The organism is Streptomyces sp. JL2001 (genome assembly GCF_050917515.1).
Taxonomy (GTDB): Bacteria; Actinomycetota; Actinomycetes; order Streptomycetales; family Streptomycetaceae; genus Streptomyces.
In genome coordinates this window covers 6,068,100-6,085,744 of sequence record NZ_CP169421.1, presented here as the reverse complement: position 1 = coordinate 6,085,744, position 17,645 = coordinate 6,068,100, and the positions used below count along the sequence as shown (strand labels likewise).

The window sequence follows — 17,645 nt, the reverse complement described above, 5'->3', positions numbered from 1 at the left end:
CCAGCCACCCATCACCCTGATTCAAACGAATCAAGTTCACTGGGGCCGGCATCGCGAAGATACAAACCTTACGGCCGTACCCTCAGACACCCAACAACGTGCCAAGCACAGTCAGATCAACGATTCTCGCGTTCCACGCCGAAGCAGTACTGGCGAACTCGTCTCACTCACTGTGCCAACTAATCAACGTTCCACCCATGAGCTGACCGTGCAGAACGTTTGTCTGCAATCGGTACTGTGCTCCTTAGAAAGGAGGTGATCCAGCCGCACCTTCCGGTACGGCTACCTTGTTACGACTTCGTCCCAATCGCCAGTCCCACCTTCGACAGCTCCCTCCCACAAGGGGTTGGGCCACCGGCTTCGGGTGTTACCGACTTTCGTGACGTGACGGGCGGTGTGTACAAGGCCCGGGAACGTATTCACCGCAGCAATGCTGATCTGCGATTACTAGCAACTCCGACTTCATGGGGTCGAGTTGCAGACCCCAATCCGAACTGAGACCGGCTTTTTGAGATTCGCTCCGCCTCACGGCATCGCAGCTCTTTGTACCGGCCATTGTAGCACGTGTGCAGCCCAAGACATAAGGGGCATGATGACTTGACGTCGTCCCCACCTTCCTCCGAGTTGACCCCGGCGGTCTCCTGTGAGTCCCCATCACCCCGAAGGGCATGCTGGCAACACAGGACAAGGGTTGCGCTCGTTGCGGGACTTAACCCAACATCTCACGACACGAGCTGACGACAGCCATGCACCACCTGTATACCGACCACAAGGGGGGCACTATCTCTAATGCTTTCCGGTATATGTCAAGCCTTGGTAAGGTTCTTCGCGTTGCGTCGAATTAAGCCACATGCTCCGCTGCTTGTGCGGGCCCCCGTCAATTCCTTTGAGTTTTAGCCTTGCGGCCGTACTCCCCAGGCGGGGAACTTAATGCGTTAGCTGCGGCACCGACGACGTGGAATGTCGCCAACACCTAGTTCCCAACGTTTACGGCGTGGACTACCAGGGTATCTAATCCTGTTCGCTCCCCACGCTTTCGCTCCTCAGCGTCAGTAATGGCCCAGAGATCCGCCTTCGCCACCGGTGTTCCTCCTGATATCTGCGCATTTCACCGCTACACCAGGAATTCCGATCTCCCCTACCACACTCTAGCCTGCCCGTATCGGATGCAGACCCGGGGTTAAGCCCCGGGCTTTCACACCCGACGTGACAAGCCGCCTACGAGCTCTTTACGCCCAATAATTCCGGACAACGCTTGCGCCCTACGTATTACCGCGGCTGCTGGCACGTAGTTAGCCGGCGCTTCTTCTGCAGGTACCGTCACTTTCGCTTCTTCCCTGCTGAAAGAGGTTTACAACCCGAAGGCCGTCATCCCTCACGCGGCGTCGCTGCATCAGGCTTTCGCCCATTGTGCAATATTCCCCACTGCTGCCTCCCGTAGGAGTCTGGGCCGTGTCTCAGTCCCAGTGTGGCCGGTCGCCCTCTCAGGCCGGCTACCCGTCGTCGCCTTGGTGGGCCATTACCCCACCAACAAGCTGATAGGCCGCGGGCTCATCCTTCACCGCCGGAGCTTTCAACCAGCTTCCATGCGGAAGCCGGTGTTATCCGGTATTAGACCCCGTTTCCAGGGCTTGTCCCAGAGTGAAGGGCAGATTGCCCACGTGTTACTCACCCGTTCGCCACTAATCCACCCCGAAGGGCTTCATCGTTCGACTTGCATGTGTTAAGCACGCCGCCAGCGTTCGTCCTGAGCCAGGATCAAACTCTCCGTGAATGTTTACCCGTAATCGGGTGCACACATCACGAGAGCGGAACGACCAGTCGGAATAGGACCGGTCGTTCACAGCGTCCTCGCTGTGTTTTTTGCCTACCTGCCACAAGGGCCAGTAGGACTTCAAAGGAACCTCGACCATCCGAAGATGGACGGGGTATCAACTAATCTGGCGTTGATTTTTGGCACGCTGTTGAGTTCTCAAGGAACGGACGCTTCCTTCGTACTCACCCTCTCGGGCTTTCCTCCGGGCTTTTCCCTTCGGTCTTGCGTTTCCGACTCTATCAGATCTTTTCGATCCGATTTCCTCGGTGCTTTCCGGTCCCATTCGCTTTCGCTCCGGGCCCTTCCGGCGTGTTCACTACTTTAGCCGAATTCCCCGGCGACTCATAATCGAGTCGTTCGAATCCTATTTCGGCATGCCGAAATAGGCCCCGTCGGGGTTCGTCGTAGGTAGTGGATGGCCGCTTCGGAGTGCTCTGAACAAGCACGATCCGTCTCAAGCGGCTCGGGCTACGTTAGGCGTCCGCAGCATCCAAGTCAAGTTGAGTCAAGACCTCCGCTGGCGGGGCGTGTGGGCGCGGTACGGACTCACCGTCGGGTCGTCGTCGATCCAGAACCGCCAGGGGTGCGGGGCCCCGTCGCCGCCCACGCCCGTCCGGGGGCCGCTGCGTACCTGGTCGGGAGCGGGCGGGGTGCCGGCGCGCAGGGAGAGGGGTGCCTCGGGTCCGGCGCAGACGTCGGTGCCGTTCAGGGACAGGGCCACGTCGAGGGCGGTGGCGAGTCGGGCCGGGCCTTTGGCCAGTTCCTTGTCGTAGCGGGCCGAGAGTCGACGGCGGCGTGCCTCGTCGGCGCCGACGAGGATCTCCCCCGCCCGGAGCAACACGCCGGCGGCGTGGCCCTCCGGTCCGCACACCAGGTTGAGGCAGTGCCACATGCCGTAGGTGAAGTAGACGTACGCGTGTCCGGGTGGACCGAACATGACCGCGTTGCGGGCGGTGCGGCCCCGGAAGGCATGGGAGCCGGGGTCGATCGCTCCGGCGTACGCCTCCACCTCCGTGAGCCGCAGCTCGATGCGGCTCGCGCCCGCCGTCCGTACCAGGGTGCGCCCGAGCAGGTCGGGGGCGACCTCCAGGACGGGTCGGTCGAAGAAGGCCCTCGGGAGCGGCGTACGGTCGGGGCTCTCGCTCATGGCGTCCGAGCGTACTGGGGTGCCCGGCGGGCCCGCGGGAACCGGCTACGGTCGTCGCGCGTATGTAGGGGTCAGGACCAATAAGGAGTGCACATGGGATTCAAGAAGCTGCTCGCGAGCCTGGGCGCCGGCGGCGCGTCCGTGGAGACGGTGCTCACCGAGGAGAACGTCGTCCCCGGCGGAGTCGTCCAGGGCGAGGTGCGGATCCAGGGTGGCTCGGTCGACCAGCAGATCGAGGGGCTGTCCGTCGGGCTGCAGGCGCGGGTCGAGGTCGAGGGCAATGACCAGGAGCTCAAGCAGGACATCGAGTTCGTCAAGGTCCGGCTCGGCGGCGCCTTCGAGGTGAAGGCCGGTGCGGTGCACGTCGTGCCGTTCGGGCTGGAGATCCCCTGGGAGACCCCGATCACGGCGATCGCGGGGCAGCAGCTGCGCGGCATGAGCATCGGTGTCACCACCGAGCTGGAGATCGCCCGTGCGGTGGACTCCGGCGATCTGGACCCGATCAACGTGCACCCGCTGCCGGCGCAGCAGGCGATCCTGGACGCCTTCATCCAGCTGGGCTTCCGCTTCAAGAGCGCGGACATGGAGCGCGGGCACATCCGCGGTACCCGGCAGCGGCTGCCGTTCTACCAGGAGATCGAGTTCTTCCCGCCGCAGCAGTACCGGGGGCTGAACCAGGTCGAGGTCAGCTTCGTCGCGGACAACCGCGAGATGGACGTCGTGCTGGAGATGGACAAGAAGCCGGGTCTCTTCAGCGAGGGCAGCGACTCGTTCCGCTCGTTCAAGGTGGGTCTGCAGGACTTCCACAACACCGACTGGGCCGCCTACCTGAACCAGTGGCTGGCCGACGTCGGCGGCAAGCGCAACTGGCTGTAGGGATCGCCCGGCCGGCGCCTTCGGACCGTCGCGCGCGGCAGGACCGGTACGACGGCCCTAGGCTCGGCCCGTACGGAACGTACCCAGTCGATACGGAGGTTCAGACGTGGCCGAGGGGAAGAGGGCGCCGCTCCCTCATGACTTCCATCCGCCGGTGCCGGCGTTCACCGTGGTGAGCGACGACATCGTGCCGGGCGGGGTGCTGAAGGACGCTCAGGTGTACGCGAAGGGGAACCTCTCGCCGCAGCTGAGCTGGGAGGGCTTCCCGGCGGGGACGAAGAGCTTCGCCGTCACCTGCTTCGACCCGGACGCGCCGACGGGCAGCGGTTTCTGGCACTGGGTGTTGTTCGACATCCCGGCGTCGGTCACCGAGCTGCCGGCGGGTGCGGGCTCGGGGTCGTTCGAGGGGCTGCCCGCGGGCGCGGTGCAGGTCCGTAACGACTACGGGTCGAAGGACTTCGGCGGGGCCGCTCCGCCAGCCGGCGAGAACCACCGGTACGTGTTCACGGTGTACGCGGTGGATCAGGAGAAGCTCGGCCCGGACGCGGACGCGTCGGCCGCGGCGGTGGGCTTCAACCTGCGGTTCCACTCGTTGGGGCGGGCCCAGTTGCTCGCCGAGTACACCGCTCCCGCGGGGAGCTGAGCGTTCGTTTGTTGTTTGCCCGCTTCTGGTCTTGGAGAGATCAGAAGCGGGCATCTTTTCGTTCCGCACGGATATTGCGTTGTCCAACCCGGCGCGCCCGGCCAGAGTTGATCCAAGCCCGGAAGCCCTGCCACGGGGGCTGGGCCGCACACGGGAGGTGGGCACAATGCGGGACACGCTGGTTCTGAACGCGAGCTTCGAGCCGCTTTCTACGGTCACACTCAACCGTGCGGTGGTGCTTGTCCTGCAGGACAAGGCCGTCGTCGAGCAGGAGCATCCCGGACTGCGCATGCGGGGTGCCGCCGTCGATCTGCCGGTGCCCCGGGTGATCAGGCTGTGCCGGTACGTACGGGTGCCCTTCCGAAGACAGGCTCCGTGGTCGAGGCGGGGTGTCCTGGTACGGGACCAGCACCGGTGCGCGTACTGCGGGAAGCGCGCGACGACCGTGGACCACGTGGTGCCGCGGGCGCAGGGGGGCGGGGACAGCTGGCTGAACACCGTCGCGTCCTGCGCCGAGGACAACCACCGCAAGGCGGACCGGACGCCGGAGCAGGCGGGGATGCCGCTGCTGCACGAGCCGTTCGTGCCGACGCCGGCGGACGCAATGCTGCTGGCGTTGCGGGCCGGTGAGCGGTCCGAGCTGCCGCAGTGGCTGTCGGCCGCGGCTTCGGCGGCGTAGCCGGCGCTCGGTGCGGTGGAGGTGTGTGGGCCCGCTTCCCTTCGGGGAGACGGGCCCTCGTCGTGCGCGGGCCGGGTGCGGGACGCCTCAGCGGAGCAGGAGTTGCACGATGGCGACGGTGCCGACGGCGACGATGAACCCGCGCAGGGCGGCGGGCGGCAGGCGGCGTCCGACCTTGGCTCCTATCTGGCCGCCGATGGCGGAGCCGATGGCGATGAGGACGACGGCGGTCCAGTCGAATTCGGCGACGAAGAGGAAGAAGAGCGCGGCGATGCTGTTGACGATCGCGGCGAGGACGTTCTTGACGGCGTTCAGGCGCTGGAGGGTGTCCGCGAGGAGCATGCCCATCAGGGAGAGGTAGATGATCCCCTGGGCCGCGGTGAAGTAGCCGCCGTAGACGCTGGCGAGGAGGAGTCCGGTCAGCAGCAGGGGGCCGCCGTCGGGGTCGCCGGGGCTGCCGGTGCGTTCGCGGCGGGCCTGGACGGCCTTGGAGAGCCGTGGTTGGAGGATGACGAGGACCAGGGCGAGGGCGACGAGGACGGGGACGATCGTCTCGAAGGCCCGGGGCGGCAGCATGAGCAGGAGGCAGGCGCCGGCGAGTCCGCCGATCGCGGCGACGCTGCCGAGGCGCAGGATCCGGCGGCGCTGGCCCTTGAGTTCCTCGCGGTAGCCGATGGCGCCGCTGATGGAGCCGGGGATCAGGCCGAGGGCGTTGGAGACGGTGGCCGTCACCGGGGGGAGTCCGGTGAGGAGCAGGACGGGGAACGTGATCAGCGTTCCCGATCCGACGATCGTGTTGATGGTGCCGGCTCCGACGCCGGCCGCGAAGACTGCCAGGATCTCCCAGATGGACAACGCCATCTCCTTACATGGTCAGTGAGTCGCCTCCCCGCCCGTGAGGGTCGAGGGGCTCGCACCGATCATGCACGACTGCGTGTATGTGTCAGTCAACCGGGGGCTGTTCGCGGCGTTCGGTCTCGGTGCCGGTGCGGCTGCCGGGCACGGCACCGGTGTTGAAGCCGGGGGCGCCTCCGCCGAAGTTGCCGAAGGCACCGGAGAGGCCCTTGAGGGCGTCGCCGATCTCGCTGGGGACGATCCAGAGCTTGTTGGCGTCGCCCTCGGCGATCTTCGGGAGCATCTGGAGGTACTGGTAGGAGAGCAGCTTCTGGTCGGGGTCGCCGGCGTGGATGGCTTCGAAGACCGTGCGGACGGCCTGGGCCTCGCCCTCGGCGCGCAGGGCGGCGGCCTTGGCCTCACCCTCGGCGCGGAGGATCGCGGACTGCTTCTCGCCCTCGGCGGTGAGGATCTGGGACTGGCGGATGCCCTCGGCGGTGAGGATCGCGGCGCGCTTGTCGCGGTCGGCGCGCATCTGCTTCTCCATCGAGTCCTGGATGGAGGTCGGGGGCTCGATCGCCTTGAGTTCGACGCGGTTGACGCGGATGCCCCACTTGCCGGTGGCCTCGTCGAGGACGCCGCGCAGGGCGGCGTTGATCTCCTCGCGGGAGGTGAGGGTCCGCTCCAGGTCCATGCCGCCGATGATGTTGCGGAGGGTGGTGACGGTGAGCTGCTCGATGGCCTGGATGTAGCTGGCGACCTCGTAGGTCGCGGCCCGGGCGTCGGTCACCTGGTAGTAGATGACGGTGTCGATGTTGACGACCAGGTTGTCCTGGGTGATCACCGGCTGCGGCGGGAAGGGGACGACCTGTTCACGCAGGTCGATCCGGTTGCGGATCGAGTCGATGAACGGGACGACGATGTTCAGTCCGGCGTTGAGCGTGCGGGTGTAGCGTCCGAAGCGCTCCACGATGGCGGCGCTCGCCTGCGGGATGACCTGGATCGTCTTGATCAGGGCGATGAAGACAAGCACCACCAGAATGATCAGGACGATGATGACTGCTGACATCGTGTTCCCCGTGCCCTTCGCTACCGGTTGACTGCCGGGTTGTTTCCGATGATCGAGTTTCCCAGACCAGGCGCCGTCGCGTGGGGGGTTCGGTCACATGACCACGGCGGTCGCCCCGTCGATGTCGACGACGTCGACCTGTTCACCGGCCTCGAAGGCCTGTCCGGCGTCGAGCGTCCGGGCGGACCAGACCTCGCCGGCGAGCTTGATGCGGCCGCCGCTGCCGTCGACCCTTTCCAGGACGACGGCCTGACGGCCTTTCAGGGCGTCGATGCCGCTGGCGTGCCCGGGCGGCCCGTTGCGGTGGCGGGCCGCGATGGGGCGGACGACCGCGAGGAGCGCCACCGACACCACGACGAAGACGATCACCTGCGCGACGATGCCGAAGCCGAGACCGGCGGTCACGGCTCCGGCGATCGCGCCGACGGAGAACATGCCGAATTCGGGCATCGCGGTCAGGACGAGCGGAATGCCCAGTCCCACCGCGCCGATCAGCCACCAGACCCACGCGTCGATGTCCACGTGGTCATGGTAGGGCGGCGGGAGGGCCGGGGGACAGGGCGCGGCGCTGTGCGGGGACGCGACGCCCGGTGCAACCGGCTGTCGGGAGGGGCTACTTGAGCGGGAGACCCTGGGCGGTGTAGCGGTCGCCGACGTGCTCGACGACGAGCGGCAGGCCGAAGCAGAGCGAGAGGTTGCGCGAGGTCAGCTCGGTCTCCATCGGGCCGGCGGCGAGCACCTTGCCCTGACGGATCATCAGGACGTGGGTGAAGCCGGGCGCGATCTCCTCGACGTGGTGGGTGACCATGATCATGGAGGGCGCGTACGGGTCCCGGGCCAGGCGGCCGAGGCGGCGGACCAGGTCCTCGCGGCCGCCGAGGTCGAGGCCGGCGGCGGGCTCGTCCAGGAGGAGGAGCTCGGGGTCGGTCATCATGGCGCGGGCGATGAGGGTGCGCTTGCGCTCGCCCTCGGACAGGGTGCCGAACCTGCGGTCGAGGTACTCGGTCATGCCGAGGCGGTCGAGGAAGGCGCGGGCGCGCTCCTCGTCGACGGCGTCGTAGTCCTCGTGCCAGGTGGCGGTCATGCCGTAGGCGGCGGTGAGGACGGTCTCCAGCACGGTCTGGCGCTTGGGGAGCTTCTCCGCCATGGCGATGCCGGCCATGCCGATCCGGGGGCGGAGGTCGAAGACGTCGGTGCCGACGCCGCCGAGCCGCTCGCCGAGGATCCGGGCGGTGCCGGAGGACGGGAAGAGGTAGCTGGAGGCGATGTTGAGCAGGGTGGTCTTGCCGGCGCCGTTGGGGCCGAGGATGACCCAGCGCTCACCCTCCTTGACCGACCAGGAGACCTCGTCCACCAGAGCCCGTCCGTCGCGGACCACGGATACGTCCACCAGCTCCAGTACATCGCTCATGAGCGCGTTGTCTCCCCTTGCGGTCGAGTCGTGTCGTCGCCTTGCGCCTGCGGGCGCGGCGTCCAGGGAAAACCTACGCCACTGACGGAGCGGGGCGGTCCTCAGGTCGTCTCTTGGGTCCGGCGCTCCCCTCTTCCGGTGCCGGGCGCCGCGAGCCCGGCGACGGACGGCACGAGCCCGGCGACGGACGGCGACGGACGGCGGGGCGGCCTCGGAGGGTGCCCCGTCGGACGGGCCGGATCGGGGAGCGGTGCGGGGCGCCGCGAGCCCGGCGACGGACCGCGGGGCGGCCTCTAATCTGGGGGCATGCTTTCGGAACCACGCTCAGGACGTCTGGCCGCCTGGGGCAATGCCCTGTCGGCCGGGGCGGTGTCGCCGGACGAGGCGGCGCTGGCCATTGTCGGGGAGGACGCGGTGCACCGCGTCGAGGGGCTGCCGGGCGAGGCGGGGCCGGTCGGGCTGACGCTGGCGCTGGGGCGGCTGCGGGTGCTCGGGGTGACCGGGTGGCGGGTGGCGCTGCCCGCGCCGGGGCATCCGCTGGGTCTGAGCGGACCGCCGGAGTTCAACGCGCGGGCGCTGGAGGCGGAGGAGGCGGCGGTCGGTTTCGGGGCGCCGTACGGTCTGGTGCCGGCGGTCACGGAGGCGGGCCCGGCGGGGGACGTGCACGTGGAGGTCGTGTGGCACTGCCTGGCGGTGCGGGAGGCGCCGCCCGCGGACGTGCCGTCCCTGAGTGAGGCGGAGCGCGAGCTGGCGGAGGCGCTGCGCGACGCGACGGCGGTGCTGACGAAGCTGGACGTGGCGGCCTCCGGTCCGGTGGCGGACGCGGCGCGGGAGGCGTACCGGGCGCGGGCGGAGGCGGGCCGGGAGGTCCTGGCCCCTGGTTATCCGCCGCGTGCGGTGCGGGTCCTGGAGCTGGCGCAGCGGATCGGTCTGCTGGTCGGTCTGGCGTACGGCGGGGGGCACGGGGGCGCGGTGAGCGCTTCGGAGATGGCCGCGCGGGGTGCCGCGCTGCGGCCGGTGGAGCGGGTCGCGCGCCGGGCGCAGGTCGCGGCGTACAACGCGTACGTGGAGGAGCGGGAACGGGAACGGGAGCTCTGAGGCGGGGTCCGGGCGGCTCTGTCCCGACGGGGAGCGCCGAGGCTCGGTCCCCGGCGGCCGGGACCGCGACGCGGCGAGCCGCCCGGGTGGCCGGGCGCGGTCGTGCGCGGGTACGGCGAAGCCCGGCCTCCGGGGGGATCGTCCGGGGGCCGGGCCGTTTCGGGTGGCGTCAGCCGTTGACGGCGCTGTTGCCGAAGGCCGGGTTGAGCAGGCCGATCACGTTGATCGTGTTGCCGGAGACGTTCACGGGAACGTGGACCGGGACCTGCACCAGGTTGCCGGAGGCGACGCCCGGCGAGTTGAGGGCCTGGCCGTGGGCGTCCGCGTCGGCGGAGGCCACACCCGCACCGGCGGCGACGATGCCGCCGGCGACCATGGTCAGGGCTGCGGCCTTCTTGAGCTTGTTCACTTTCAGGATCCTCCTGGTATTCGCTGCGACCGGGCCGTCGCAGCACGCCATGGAGAACGCCGCCGCTGCCGCCGGGTTGCGCCGAACGGGGGACATACACCCGACGGTATGAAGAAGGGAACGGAAGTACCTCTCGCGATCTCCGTTCCCTCCCCGTGGGTCAGGTGATGAGGCCGTGCCGGACCGCCCACAGTGCGGCCTGGGTGCGGTCCGCCAGATCGAGCTTCATGAGGATGTTCGAGACGTGTGTCTTGACCGTCTTCTCGGAGAGGACGAGGGCGCGCGCGATCTCGCGGTTGGACCTGCCGTCCGCGATCAGGCCGAGCACCTCCCGCTCCCGTTCCGTGAGGGTCGACCCGCGGCCCGTACCGCTCGGCGCCTCGTCCTGCGAGAGCAGCGCCCCCGCCACCTCGGGCTGCAGCAGCACGTGCCCGGCGTGCACGGAGCGGATGGCGCCGGCCAGCGCGTCGGGGTCCACGTCCTTGTAGACGTATCCGGAGGCGCCCGCGCGCAGCGCGGGGATCACCGTGCGCTGCTCGGTGAAGCTGGTGACGATCAGCACACGGGCCGGGTTGGCCAGCTCGCGCAGCTTCCGCAGCGCCTCGATGCCGTCCATGCCGGGCATCTTGACGTCCATCAGGACGACGTCGGGCCGCAGTTCCTCCGCCCGGGCGACGCCCTCGGCGCCGTCGGCGGCCTCGCCGACGACCTCTATGTCGTCCTGGACCTCCAGGAAGGTCCGCAGGCCGCGGCGGACGACCTGGTGGTCGTCGACCAGCAGGACGCGAATGGTCTTGTCAGCCACCGGGGACCTCCATCTCGATCGTGGTGCCTCGGCCCGGTGCCGATGTCACGGTGAGCCGGCCGCCGACACCGCCGGCCCGGTCCCGCATGGAGACCAGTCCGAGGTGCCGCCCGGCGCTGCGGACCGTGCGGGGGTCGAAGCCCTTGCCGTCGTCCCGGACGGTGAGCAGGGCGCCCGGGCCCCGCCGGGCGAGGGAGACCGTGACGACGGCGGGCTCGGCGTGCCGCAGCGCGTTGTGCAGGGCCTCCTGCGCGACCCGGAGGACGGCCTCCTCCTGGGCGGCGGGCAGAGCCCGCATGCCGGGGCTGTCGAAGGTGACCCGCGCGCTGTGGGCCCGGTCCAGGACCTGGATCTGCGTCCGCAGGGTGTGCACGAGACCGTCCTCGTCCAGTGCGGCGGGGCGCAGCTCCACGACGGCGGCGCGCAGCTCGTCGGCGGCCTCCGCGGCGAGCTCGGCGACCTGCTGGAGCTCGCCCTTGGCGCGGGCCGGGTCGCGGTCGACGAGGGCGGCGGCGGCCTGGGCGGTGAGCCGGAGCGAGAAGAGCTTCTGGCTGACGGCGTCGTGCAGCTCGTGGGCCAGGCGCGAGCGCTCCTCGGCGATGGTGAGCTCGCGGCTGCGTTCGTACAGGCGGGCGTTGGTCAGGGCGATCGCGGCGTGCTGGGCGAGGATCGAGAGCAGTTCCTCGTCCTCCGCGGTGAAGCCGCACCCGCCGTCGCCCGCGGGGGCACCCTCGCGGCAGCGCTTGTTCGCCAGGAAGAGGGCGCCGATCGTCTCCTCGCCGTCCTGGACGGGCAGGCCGAGGAAGTCGGACATCTCGGGGTGCGCGGCCGGCCAGCCCTCGAAGCGCGGGTCCTCGCGGACGTCGGCGAGCCGCTCGGGCTCGGCCTTGTGGAGCATGGCGGCGAGGATGCCGTGCTGGCGGGGCAGGGGGCCGATGGCCCGCCACTGCTCGTCGCTGACGCCGTCGACCACGAACTGGGCGAAGCCGCCGTGGTCGTCCGGCACGCCCAGGGCCGCGTACTCGGCGTCGAGCAGCTCGCGCGCGGAGGCGACGATCGTCTTGAGGACGTCGCGCACCTCCAGGTGGCGGCTCATCGCCAGCAGCGCGGTGCTCACGGCGGCGAGGCCGGAGCTCGGTCGGTGACTCATGAACTCACCGTACCGGTGAGGTGTGACGGTGCGTATCCGCCCGGGGACGGCTCCGGCCCCCGACCACCGGCCTAGGTCGAAGTGCCGTGCCCGGTCCGGGCCCGCGGACGAGGCGGCGGGCGGGGGCGCGGTCGGAGGCTGGGGGCATCGAGGCGGAAGCCGGTACCCGAGGGGATGGACGTCATGACTGTCGCGATCGTTACGGGAGCGTCGAAGGGGCTGGGCCGGGCGCTGGCCGGCGCGCTGGCCGAGCGGGGCTGGGACCTGGTGCTGGACGCCCGGACGGCACGGGTACTGGAGGAGAGCGCCCGGGCCGCCCGGGCGCGGGGAGGCCGGGTGGTGGCGCTGGCCGGGGATGTCACGGACCCGGCGCACCGCCGGGACCTGGTGGCGGCGGCCCGGGAGCTGGGCGGTCTCGACCTGCTGGTGAGCAACGCGAGCGCGCTGGGCGCGGAGCCGCTGGTGCGGCTGGCGGAGCAGCCGCTGGACGGGCTGCGGGTGGCGCTGGAGACGAACGTGGTGGCGGCGCTGGGTCTCGTGCAGGAGGGGCTGCCGCTGCTGCGGGCGAGCGGGGCCGGAGCGGTGATCGCGGTCGGTTCGGACGCGGCGGTGGAGGCGTACGGGACGTGGGGCGGGTACGGGGCCTCGAAGGCGGCGCTGGAGCGGCTGGCGGCGGTGCTGGCGGTGGAGGAGCCGGCACTGCGGGTGTGGGTGGTGGACCCGGGGGACATGGCCACGGACCTGTACGCGGCGGCGGTGCCGGACGACACGGACGCGCGGCCGGATCCGGAGTCGGTGGTGCCCGCCCTCCTCTCTCTTCTGGAGCGCAGGCCGCCGAGCGGGCGGTACGTCGCGGGCGAGCCGGTGGGGGTCGCGGAATGAAGGGGGACGTGCTGGAGGCGCTGAGGGTGCCGCCGGAGCTGTCGGCGCGGGTGCCCGCGGAGCAGCGGGGGCCGGGGCGCGGGCGGGAGGACGTGCGGCTGCTGGTGTCGCGCGGCACGGAGGTGTCGCATCACGCCTTCCCCGCGCTGCCGGGGCTGCTGCGGGCCGGGGACGTGCTGGTGGTCAACACCTCGGCCACGCTCGCGGCCGCCGTGACGGGGCGGCTGGGCGGGGACACGGCGGGGCCGCCGGTCGTCGTCCATTTCTCCACCCGGGGCGACGACGGCCGGTGGGTGGTGGAGCTGCGGGACCCGGACGGGCGGGGCAGCAGCACGGCGCGGCCGGGCGGTCCGGCGGGGGCGGCGGTGCGGCTGCCGGGCGGGGCGCGGCTGGTGCTGGAGGAGCCGCTGGTGCCCGGCGCGGCCCGGCTGTGGTGGGGGCGGGCGGACTCGCCCGTGCCGGAGCTGCTCGCGCGGTACGGGCGGCCGATCCGGTACGGGTACACGGAGCGGGACCAGCCGCTGGCCGCGTACCAGACGGTCTTCGCCCTGCCCTCCCCCGACGGCACGGGGTCGGCGGAGATGCCGAGCGCGGGCCGGCCCTTCACGGCGCGGCTGGTGGCGGAGCTGGTGCGCCGGGGGGTGCAGTTCGCGCCGATCACCCTGCACACGGGGGTGGCGTCGGCGGAGGCCCACGAGCCGCCGTACCCGGAGCGTTTCGAGGTGCCGGCGGCGTCGGCCCGGCTGGTGAACGCGGCGCGGGCGGGCGGGGGCCGTGTCGTGGCGGTCGGTACGACGGCCGTACGGGCGCTGGAGTCCGCGGCGGACGGGGCGGGGGTGGTGCGGGCCGCGGCGGGGTGGACGGACCTGGTGGTGACCCCGGCGCGCGGGGTGCGGGCGGTGGACGGACTGCTGACCGGGCTGCACGAGCCGGCGGCCTCGCATCTGCTGATGCTGGAGGCGGTCGCGGGGCGGCCGGCGCTGCGGCGGGCCTACGCCCAGGCGCTGCAAGGGCGCTACCTCTGGCACGAGTTCGGGGACCTGCACCTCCTCCTCCCGGCGGACCCGCTCACCATGCGCATTGCGCCAGCAACGCCTGGTCAGGTTGTTACCAGGCCGATGTGAGCCCGCACATAGGACCCAGGTCACTTACTAAGGGTCGTAGTGGCTACATAAGGGACAGAACGGGACGGGAAAAACGGGCATTGCAGGGGTTTCGGGGCGCCGGTCCGGCGCCCCTGATCCACTACCCGGGATCGTAGGTCACACCTTTGCCAGGGGATTTTGCTGGCGCTAAGAATTGCAGCCGTCGCCGCCGAGGAAGGCGCAGCGCCGCCCCCGGCCTGAGCGACCCCCTGCTATTCGAAGAGGTAGTCCTGCATGTCTGCGAACACTTCTCGCCGCCGTCTGACCAAGACCCACAAGGCCTCGATCGCCGGTGTCGCCACGCTTGGCGCCGCAGCTCTCGCCTTCTCTCTCGTCCCGGGCAACGCCGCCGCCGAGGTCGAGCCTCAGGCACTGGCCAACACCCAGCAGGCCGCCTGGGCGTACAACGCCAACAGCGCCCAGGCCAAGGCGCTGCACTCGAGCCTCACCGACCAGCACACGACGCTCGGCCTCAAGGCCAAGCAGCAGGCCGAGGCCGCCGCCAAGGCCAAGGCGAACGCCGTCGCCGCCGCGAAGGCCAAGGCCGACGCCGCCGCCAAGGCCAAGGCGAAGGCCGCTGCCGCCGCCGCGAAGGCCAAGGCCGAGGCCAAGAAGCGCGCCGCCGTGAAGGCCGCCGCGAGCCGCGCCGCCGCCCGCAAGCCCGTCTTCGCGAACAACCTCGACGGCTGGATCCGCGAGGCGCTGTTCATCATGGACAAGCACAACATTCCGGGCAGCTACAACGGCCTGCACAAGAACATCATGCGTGAGTCCAGCGGTAACCCGCGGGCCATCAACAACTGGGACATCAACGCCATCAACGGCGTCCCGTCCAAGGGTCTGCTGCAGGTCATCTACCCGACCTTCAAGGCCTACCACGTGCCCGGCACCGCGTTCGACCAGTACGACCCGGTCGCCAACATCGTCGCCGCCGCCAACTACGCGGCCGACCGCTACGGCTCGATCGACAACGTCAACAGCGCCTACTGATCGCGCTGAGGCAGCAACGCCGGAGGGCGGCACCCCATGGGGTGCCGCCCTCGGCGTCGTCCGGCGCGCGTGACGCCGGTCGCTTCCGCTACTTCCGCATGACCTCGGGCTCATGGCGCCGCAGCAGGCGCGCCACGGCGAAGCCGCAGACGATGCCGATGATCAGCAGGACCGAGAGGTTGAAGCCCCACTGGCCGACCGTGTGGTCCCACAGCGGGTCCAGGTTGGTCGGGTCCTTGTGGTCCCACGGCGGCATCAGGTGCGCGAGGTCGAGGGTCGAACCCGCGGCGGCGATGGCCCAGCGCGAGGGCATCAGCCAGGCGAACTGCTCCAGGCCCGGCGAGCCGTACACCTGGAAGAGGATGCCGGTGAAGACGACCTGGACGATCGCGAACATGACGAGCAGCGGCATCGTCTTCTCGGCGGTCTTCACCAGCGAGGAGATGACCAGGCCGAACATCATCGAGGTGAAGCCGAGCGCGATGATCGTGACGCACAGCTCGACGGCCGGCGGCAGGACCAGGCCCTCCGCGGGCAGCTCGCGGGTGGCGAAGCCGATGCCGCAGATGATGACGCCCTGGATGGCGGTGATCACGCCGAGGACGATGACCTTGGACATCAGGTACGCCGAGCGGGACAGGCCGGTGGCCCGCTCCCGTTCGTAGATGACCCGCTCCTTGATCAGCTCACGGACGGAGTTGGCGGCGCCGGAGAAGCACATGCCGACCGCGAGGATCAGCATGATCGTGCCGGCGTCGCCGTTGAACCGGGACGGCGGCTTCGGTGGCGCGAGGCCGAAGTCGGCGGGGATGACGACCGAGACCACGCCGAGGACGGCCGGCAGGATCACCATCAGGCCCATGAAGCCCTTGTCGGACGCGATCACCGACGAGTACCGGCGGATCAGGGTCCACAGCTGGGAGCCCCAGCCCTGCGGCTTCGGCGGCCGGGCGATCGCCTGCTGCGGCATCTGCACCGGCTGGGCGGCCACGGCGTCGATGTCCGCGGCGTACATCTGGTAGTGCTGCGAGCCCTTCCATCGTCCCGCCCAGTCGTAGTCGCGGTAGTTCTCGAAGGCGGAGAAGACGTCGGCCCAGTTGCTGTAGCCGAAGAAGTTCAGCGCCTCCTCCGGCGGACCGAAGTACGCCACCGAACCGCCGGGCGCCATCACCAGGAGCTTGTGGCACAGGCCCAGCTCGGCGACGGAGTGGGTGACGACCAGGACGGTGCGGCCGTCGTCGGCGAGGCCGCGGAGCAGCTGCATGACGTCGCGGTCCATGCCCGGGTCGAGACCGGAGGTCGGCTCGTCCAGGAAGATCAGCGACGGCTTGGTGAGGAGCTCCAGGGCGACGGAGACGCGCTTGCGCTGGCCACCGGAGAGGGAGGTGACCTTCTTCTCCTTGTGGATGTCGAGCTTGAGCTCGCGCAGCACCTCGTCGATCCGGGCCTCGCGCTCGGCCGGGGCGGTGTCGCCGGGGAAGCGGAGCTTGGCCGCGTAGCGCAGCGCCTTCTGGACGGTCAGCTCCTTGTGCAGGATGTCGTCCTGCGGGACCAGACCGATGCGCTGGCGCAGCTCGGCGAACTGCTTGTAGAGGCTCCGGTTGTCGTAGAGGACCTCGCCCTCGTTGGCCGGGCGGTAGCCGGTGAGCGCCTTGAGCAGCGTGGACTTTCCGGAACCGGACGGGCCGATGACGCCGATCAGCGACTTCTCCGGGACGCCGAACGAGACGTCCTTGAGGATCTGCTTGCCGCCGTCGACGGTCACGGTGAGGTGGCGGGCCGAGAAGGAGACCTCGCCGGTGTCGACGAACTCCTCCAGCTGGCCGCCGACGATCCGGAAGGTCGAGTGGCCGACGCCGACGATGTCGTTGGGGCCGATGAGGACCGAGCCGCTCTTGGCGATCGGCTGGCCGTTGACGTACGTGCCGTTGTGGGAGCCGAGGTCCTTGATCTGGAAACGCCCGTCGGGCGTCGCGTGGAACTCGGCGTGGTGGCGCGAGACCTGGAGGTCGGAGACGACCAGTTCGTTCTCGAGCGCACGGCCGATCCGCATCACGTGGCCGAGGGCCAGCTGGTAGAACGTCGTGGGGCTGCGGTCCCCGTAGACCGGCGGCGCCCCCGCGGCGCCGCCGCCCTGGCCCGGCACGTTCGGTGCCGACTGCGCGGCCTGGCCGCCCTGTTGCTGCGGGAACTGCGGCTGCCCGGCGGGCTGCTGCCAGCCCTGCTGCTGCGGCGGGGCCTGGTGGCTCGCCCAGTCGGCCGGGGCGCCGGCCTGCTGCGGCGCGGGCTGCTGCGCCTGCGCCGCGGCCTGGTGGGCCGGGGCGCCGGCGGCGGCGAGGTTCAGCCGCGGGCCGTCGGTGGCGTTGCCGAGGTTGACGGCGGAGCCGGGGCCGATCTCCATCTGATGGATCCGCTGCCCCTGCACGAACGTGCCGTTGGTGGAGCCGTGGTCCTCGATGACCCAACTCCGGCCGCCCCAGCTGATGGTGGCGTGGCGCCACGAGACCCTGGCGTCGTCGATCACCAGGTCGCCCTGCGGATCACGTCCGAGGGTGTACGACCTGGACGGATCGAGAGTCCAGGTCCTTCCGTTCAATTCCAGTACGAGTTCTGGCACTCCATGCCCCACTACTTGTCCCCCGATGTACCCCCGTCGCAGGGAGTCTAGGGATGGCGAACATCGGGGGGAAC

At 70.0% G+C, this 17,645-nt stretch carries 16 protein-coding genes and 1 rRNA gene; 7 read left to right on the top strand and 10 right to left on the bottom strand.

The window, feature by feature from the left end; genetic code table 11:
• Positions 1-248: 248 nt before the first annotated feature.
• Positions 249-1,774: ribosomal RNA gene (locus tag ACE1OA_RS27190) — 16S ribosomal RNA — on the bottom strand.
• 547 nt (positions 1,775-2,321) lie between these two features.
• Positions 2,322-2,963 (bottom strand): DNA-3-methyladenine glycosylase, encoded by a 642-nt coding sequence (locus ACE1OA_RS27185; RefSeq protein WP_384875561.1) that lies wholly within the window; start codon positions 2,961-2,963, stop codon positions 2,322-2,324.
• A gap of 93 nt (positions 2,964-3,056) precedes the next feature.
• Between ACE1OA_RS27185 and ACE1OA_RS27180 the strand changes: the two genes are divergently transcribed.
• The 3 genes from ACE1OA_RS27180 to ACE1OA_RS27170 all read left to right on the top strand — a co-directional run bounded on the left by ACE1OA_RS27180 (position 3,057) and on the right by ACE1OA_RS27170 (position 5,161).
• Positions 3,057-3,839, top strand: a complete 783-nt coding sequence (locus ACE1OA_RS27180; protein WP_432753519.1) for a sporulation protein — start codon at positions 3,057-3,059, stop codon at positions 3,837-3,839.
• 106 nt (positions 3,840-3,945) lie between these two features.
• On the top strand, positions 3,946-4,482 hold the full coding sequence (locus ACE1OA_RS27175; RefSeq protein WP_386544129.1) for a YbhB/YbcL family Raf kinase inhibitor-like protein: 537 nt from the start codon (positions 3,946-3,948) through the stop codon (positions 4,480-4,482).
• A gap of 166 nt (positions 4,483-4,648) precedes the next feature.
• Positions 4,649-5,161, top strand: coding sequence for an HNH endonuclease (locus tag ACE1OA_RS27170; RefSeq protein ID WP_147977371.1), 513 nt, complete (start codon positions 4,649-4,651; stop codon positions 5,159-5,161).
• 87 nt (positions 5,162-5,248) lie between these two features.
• Here ACE1OA_RS27170 and ACE1OA_RS27165 read toward each other — a convergent pair whose 3' ends face one another.
• The 4 genes from ACE1OA_RS27165 to ACE1OA_RS27150 form a co-directional block, all read right to left on the bottom strand.
• Entirely contained in the window at positions 5,249-6,022 is a 774-nt protein-coding gene (locus ACE1OA_RS27165) for a sulfite exporter TauE/SafE family protein (RefSeq protein ID WP_386544131.1), read from the bottom strand.
• 82 nt (positions 6,023-6,104) lie between these two features.
• The gene (locus ACE1OA_RS27160; RefSeq protein WP_356605486.1) at positions 6,105-7,064 is read right to left on the bottom strand and encodes an SPFH domain-containing protein; all 960 of its coding nucleotides are present in this window, start codon (positions 7,062-7,064) and stop codon (positions 6,105-6,107) included.
• A gap of 93 nt (positions 7,065-7,157) precedes the next feature.
• The gene (locus tag ACE1OA_RS27155) at positions 7,158-7,586 is read right to left on the bottom strand and encodes an NfeD family protein (protein WP_356605488.1); all 429 of its coding nucleotides are present in this window, start codon (positions 7,584-7,586) and stop codon (positions 7,158-7,160) included.
• Positions 7,587-7,677: 91 nt separating this feature from the next.
• Positions 7,678-8,475 (bottom strand): ABC transporter ATP-binding protein, encoded by a 798-nt coding sequence (locus ACE1OA_RS27150; protein ID WP_356605490.1) that lies wholly within the window; start codon positions 8,473-8,475, stop codon positions 7,678-7,680.
• Positions 8,476-8,781: 306 nt separating this feature from the next.
• Between ACE1OA_RS27150 and ACE1OA_RS27145 the strand changes: the two genes are divergently transcribed.
• Entirely contained in the window at positions 8,782-9,573 is a 792-nt protein-coding gene (locus tag ACE1OA_RS27145) for a hypothetical protein (protein ID WP_356778932.1), read from the top strand.
• Between the two features lie 169 nt (positions 9,574-9,742).
• Here the strand turns inward: ACE1OA_RS27145 and ACE1OA_RS27140 are convergent, their stop codons facing one another.
• The 3 genes from ACE1OA_RS27140 to ACE1OA_RS27130 form a co-directional block, all read right to left on the bottom strand.
• Positions 9,743-9,982, bottom strand: coding sequence for a chaplin (locus ACE1OA_RS27140; RefSeq protein WP_356605494.1), 240 nt, complete (start codon positions 9,980-9,982; stop codon positions 9,743-9,745).
• Positions 9,983-10,142: 160 nt separating this feature from the next.
• The gene (locus ACE1OA_RS27135; protein ID WP_432753518.1) at positions 10,143-10,787 is read right to left on the bottom strand and encodes a response regulator; all 645 of its coding nucleotides are present in this window, start codon (positions 10,785-10,787) and stop codon (positions 10,143-10,145) included.
• Entirely contained in the window at positions 10,780-11,937 is a 1,158-nt protein-coding gene (locus ACE1OA_RS27130) for a GAF domain-containing sensor histidine kinase (protein ID WP_384875550.1), read from the bottom strand. The genes ACE1OA_RS27135 and ACE1OA_RS27130 overlap by 8 nt, the downstream gene beginning before the upstream one ends.
• A gap of 183 nt (positions 11,938-12,120) precedes the next feature.
• Here ACE1OA_RS27130 and ACE1OA_RS27125 point away from each other — a divergent pair, with 183 nt between their 5' ends.
• The 3 genes from ACE1OA_RS27125 (at position 12,121) to ACE1OA_RS27115 (ending at position 14,954) form a co-directional block, all read left to right on the top strand.
• The gene (locus ACE1OA_RS27125) at positions 12,121-12,819 is read left to right on the top strand and encodes an SDR family NAD(P)-dependent oxidoreductase (protein ID WP_356605498.1); all 699 of its coding nucleotides are present in this window, start codon (positions 12,121-12,123) and stop codon (positions 12,817-12,819) included.
• Positions 12,816-13,943, top strand: coding sequence for an S-adenosylmethionine:tRNA ribosyltransferase-isomerase (locus ACE1OA_RS27120; protein ID WP_432753517.1), 1,128 nt, complete (start codon positions 12,816-12,818; stop codon positions 13,941-13,943). The genes ACE1OA_RS27125 and ACE1OA_RS27120 overlap by 4 nt, the downstream gene beginning before the upstream one ends.
• 255 nt (positions 13,944-14,198) lie before the next feature.
• Positions 14,199-14,954 (top strand): transglycosylase SLT domain-containing protein, encoded by a 756-nt coding sequence (locus tag ACE1OA_RS27115; RefSeq protein ID WP_356605502.1) that lies wholly within the window; start codon positions 14,199-14,201, stop codon positions 14,952-14,954.
• A gap of 88 nt (positions 14,955-15,042) precedes the next feature.
• Here ACE1OA_RS27115 and ACE1OA_RS27110 read toward each other — a convergent pair whose 3' ends face one another.
• Positions 15,043-17,583: an FHA domain-containing protein gene (locus tag ACE1OA_RS27110; protein WP_432753516.1), complete on the bottom strand. Its 2,541-nt coding sequence runs from the start codon at positions 17,581-17,583 to the stop codon at positions 15,043-15,045.
• Positions 17,584-17,645 lie beyond the last annotated feature (62 nt).

Bases quoted from the DNA above. Each gene is read 5' to 3' on its own strand.
- ACE1OA_RS27145 (WP_356778932.1), top strand. From the start codon at position 8,782: ATGCTTTCGGAACCACGCTCAGGACGTCTGGCCGCCTGGGGCAATGCC.
- ACE1OA_RS27130 (WP_384875550.1), bottom strand. From the start codon at position 11,937: ATGAGTCACCGACCGAGCTCCGGCCTCGCCGCCGTGAGCACCGCGCTG.
- ACE1OA_RS27185 (WP_384875561.1), bottom strand. From the start codon at position 2,963: ATGAGCGAGAGCCCCGACCGTACGCCGCTCCCGAGGGCCTTCTTCGAC.
- ACE1OA_RS27165 (WP_386544131.1), bottom strand. From the start codon at position 6,022: ATGGCGTTGTCCATCTGGGAGATCCTGGCAGTCTTCGCGGCCGGCGTC.
- ACE1OA_RS27115 (WP_356605502.1), top strand. From the start codon at position 14,199: ATGTCTGCGAACACTTCTCGCCGCCGTCTGACCAAGACCCACAAGGCC.
- ACE1OA_RS27170 (WP_147977371.1), top strand. From the start codon at position 4,649: ATGCGGGACACGCTGGTTCTGAACGCGAGCTTCGAGCCGCTTTCTACG.
- ACE1OA_RS27160 (WP_356605486.1), bottom strand. From the start codon at position 7,064: ATGTCAGCAGTCATCATCGTCCTGATCATTCTGGTGGTGCTTGTCTTC.
- ACE1OA_RS27120 (WP_432753517.1), top strand. From the start codon at position 12,816: ATGAAGGGGGACGTGCTGGAGGCGCTGAGGGTGCCGCCGGAGCTGTCG.
- ACE1OA_RS27125 (WP_356605498.1), top strand. From the start codon at position 12,121: ATGACTGTCGCGATCGTTACGGGAGCGTCGAAGGGGCTGGGCCGGGCG.
- ACE1OA_RS27150 (WP_356605490.1), bottom strand. From the start codon at position 8,475: ATGAGCGATGTACTGGAGCTGGTGGACGTATCCGTGGTCCGCGACGGA.
- ACE1OA_RS27180 (WP_432753519.1), top strand. From the start codon at position 3,057: ATGGGATTCAAGAAGCTGCTCGCGAGCCTGGGCGCCGGCGGCGCGTCC.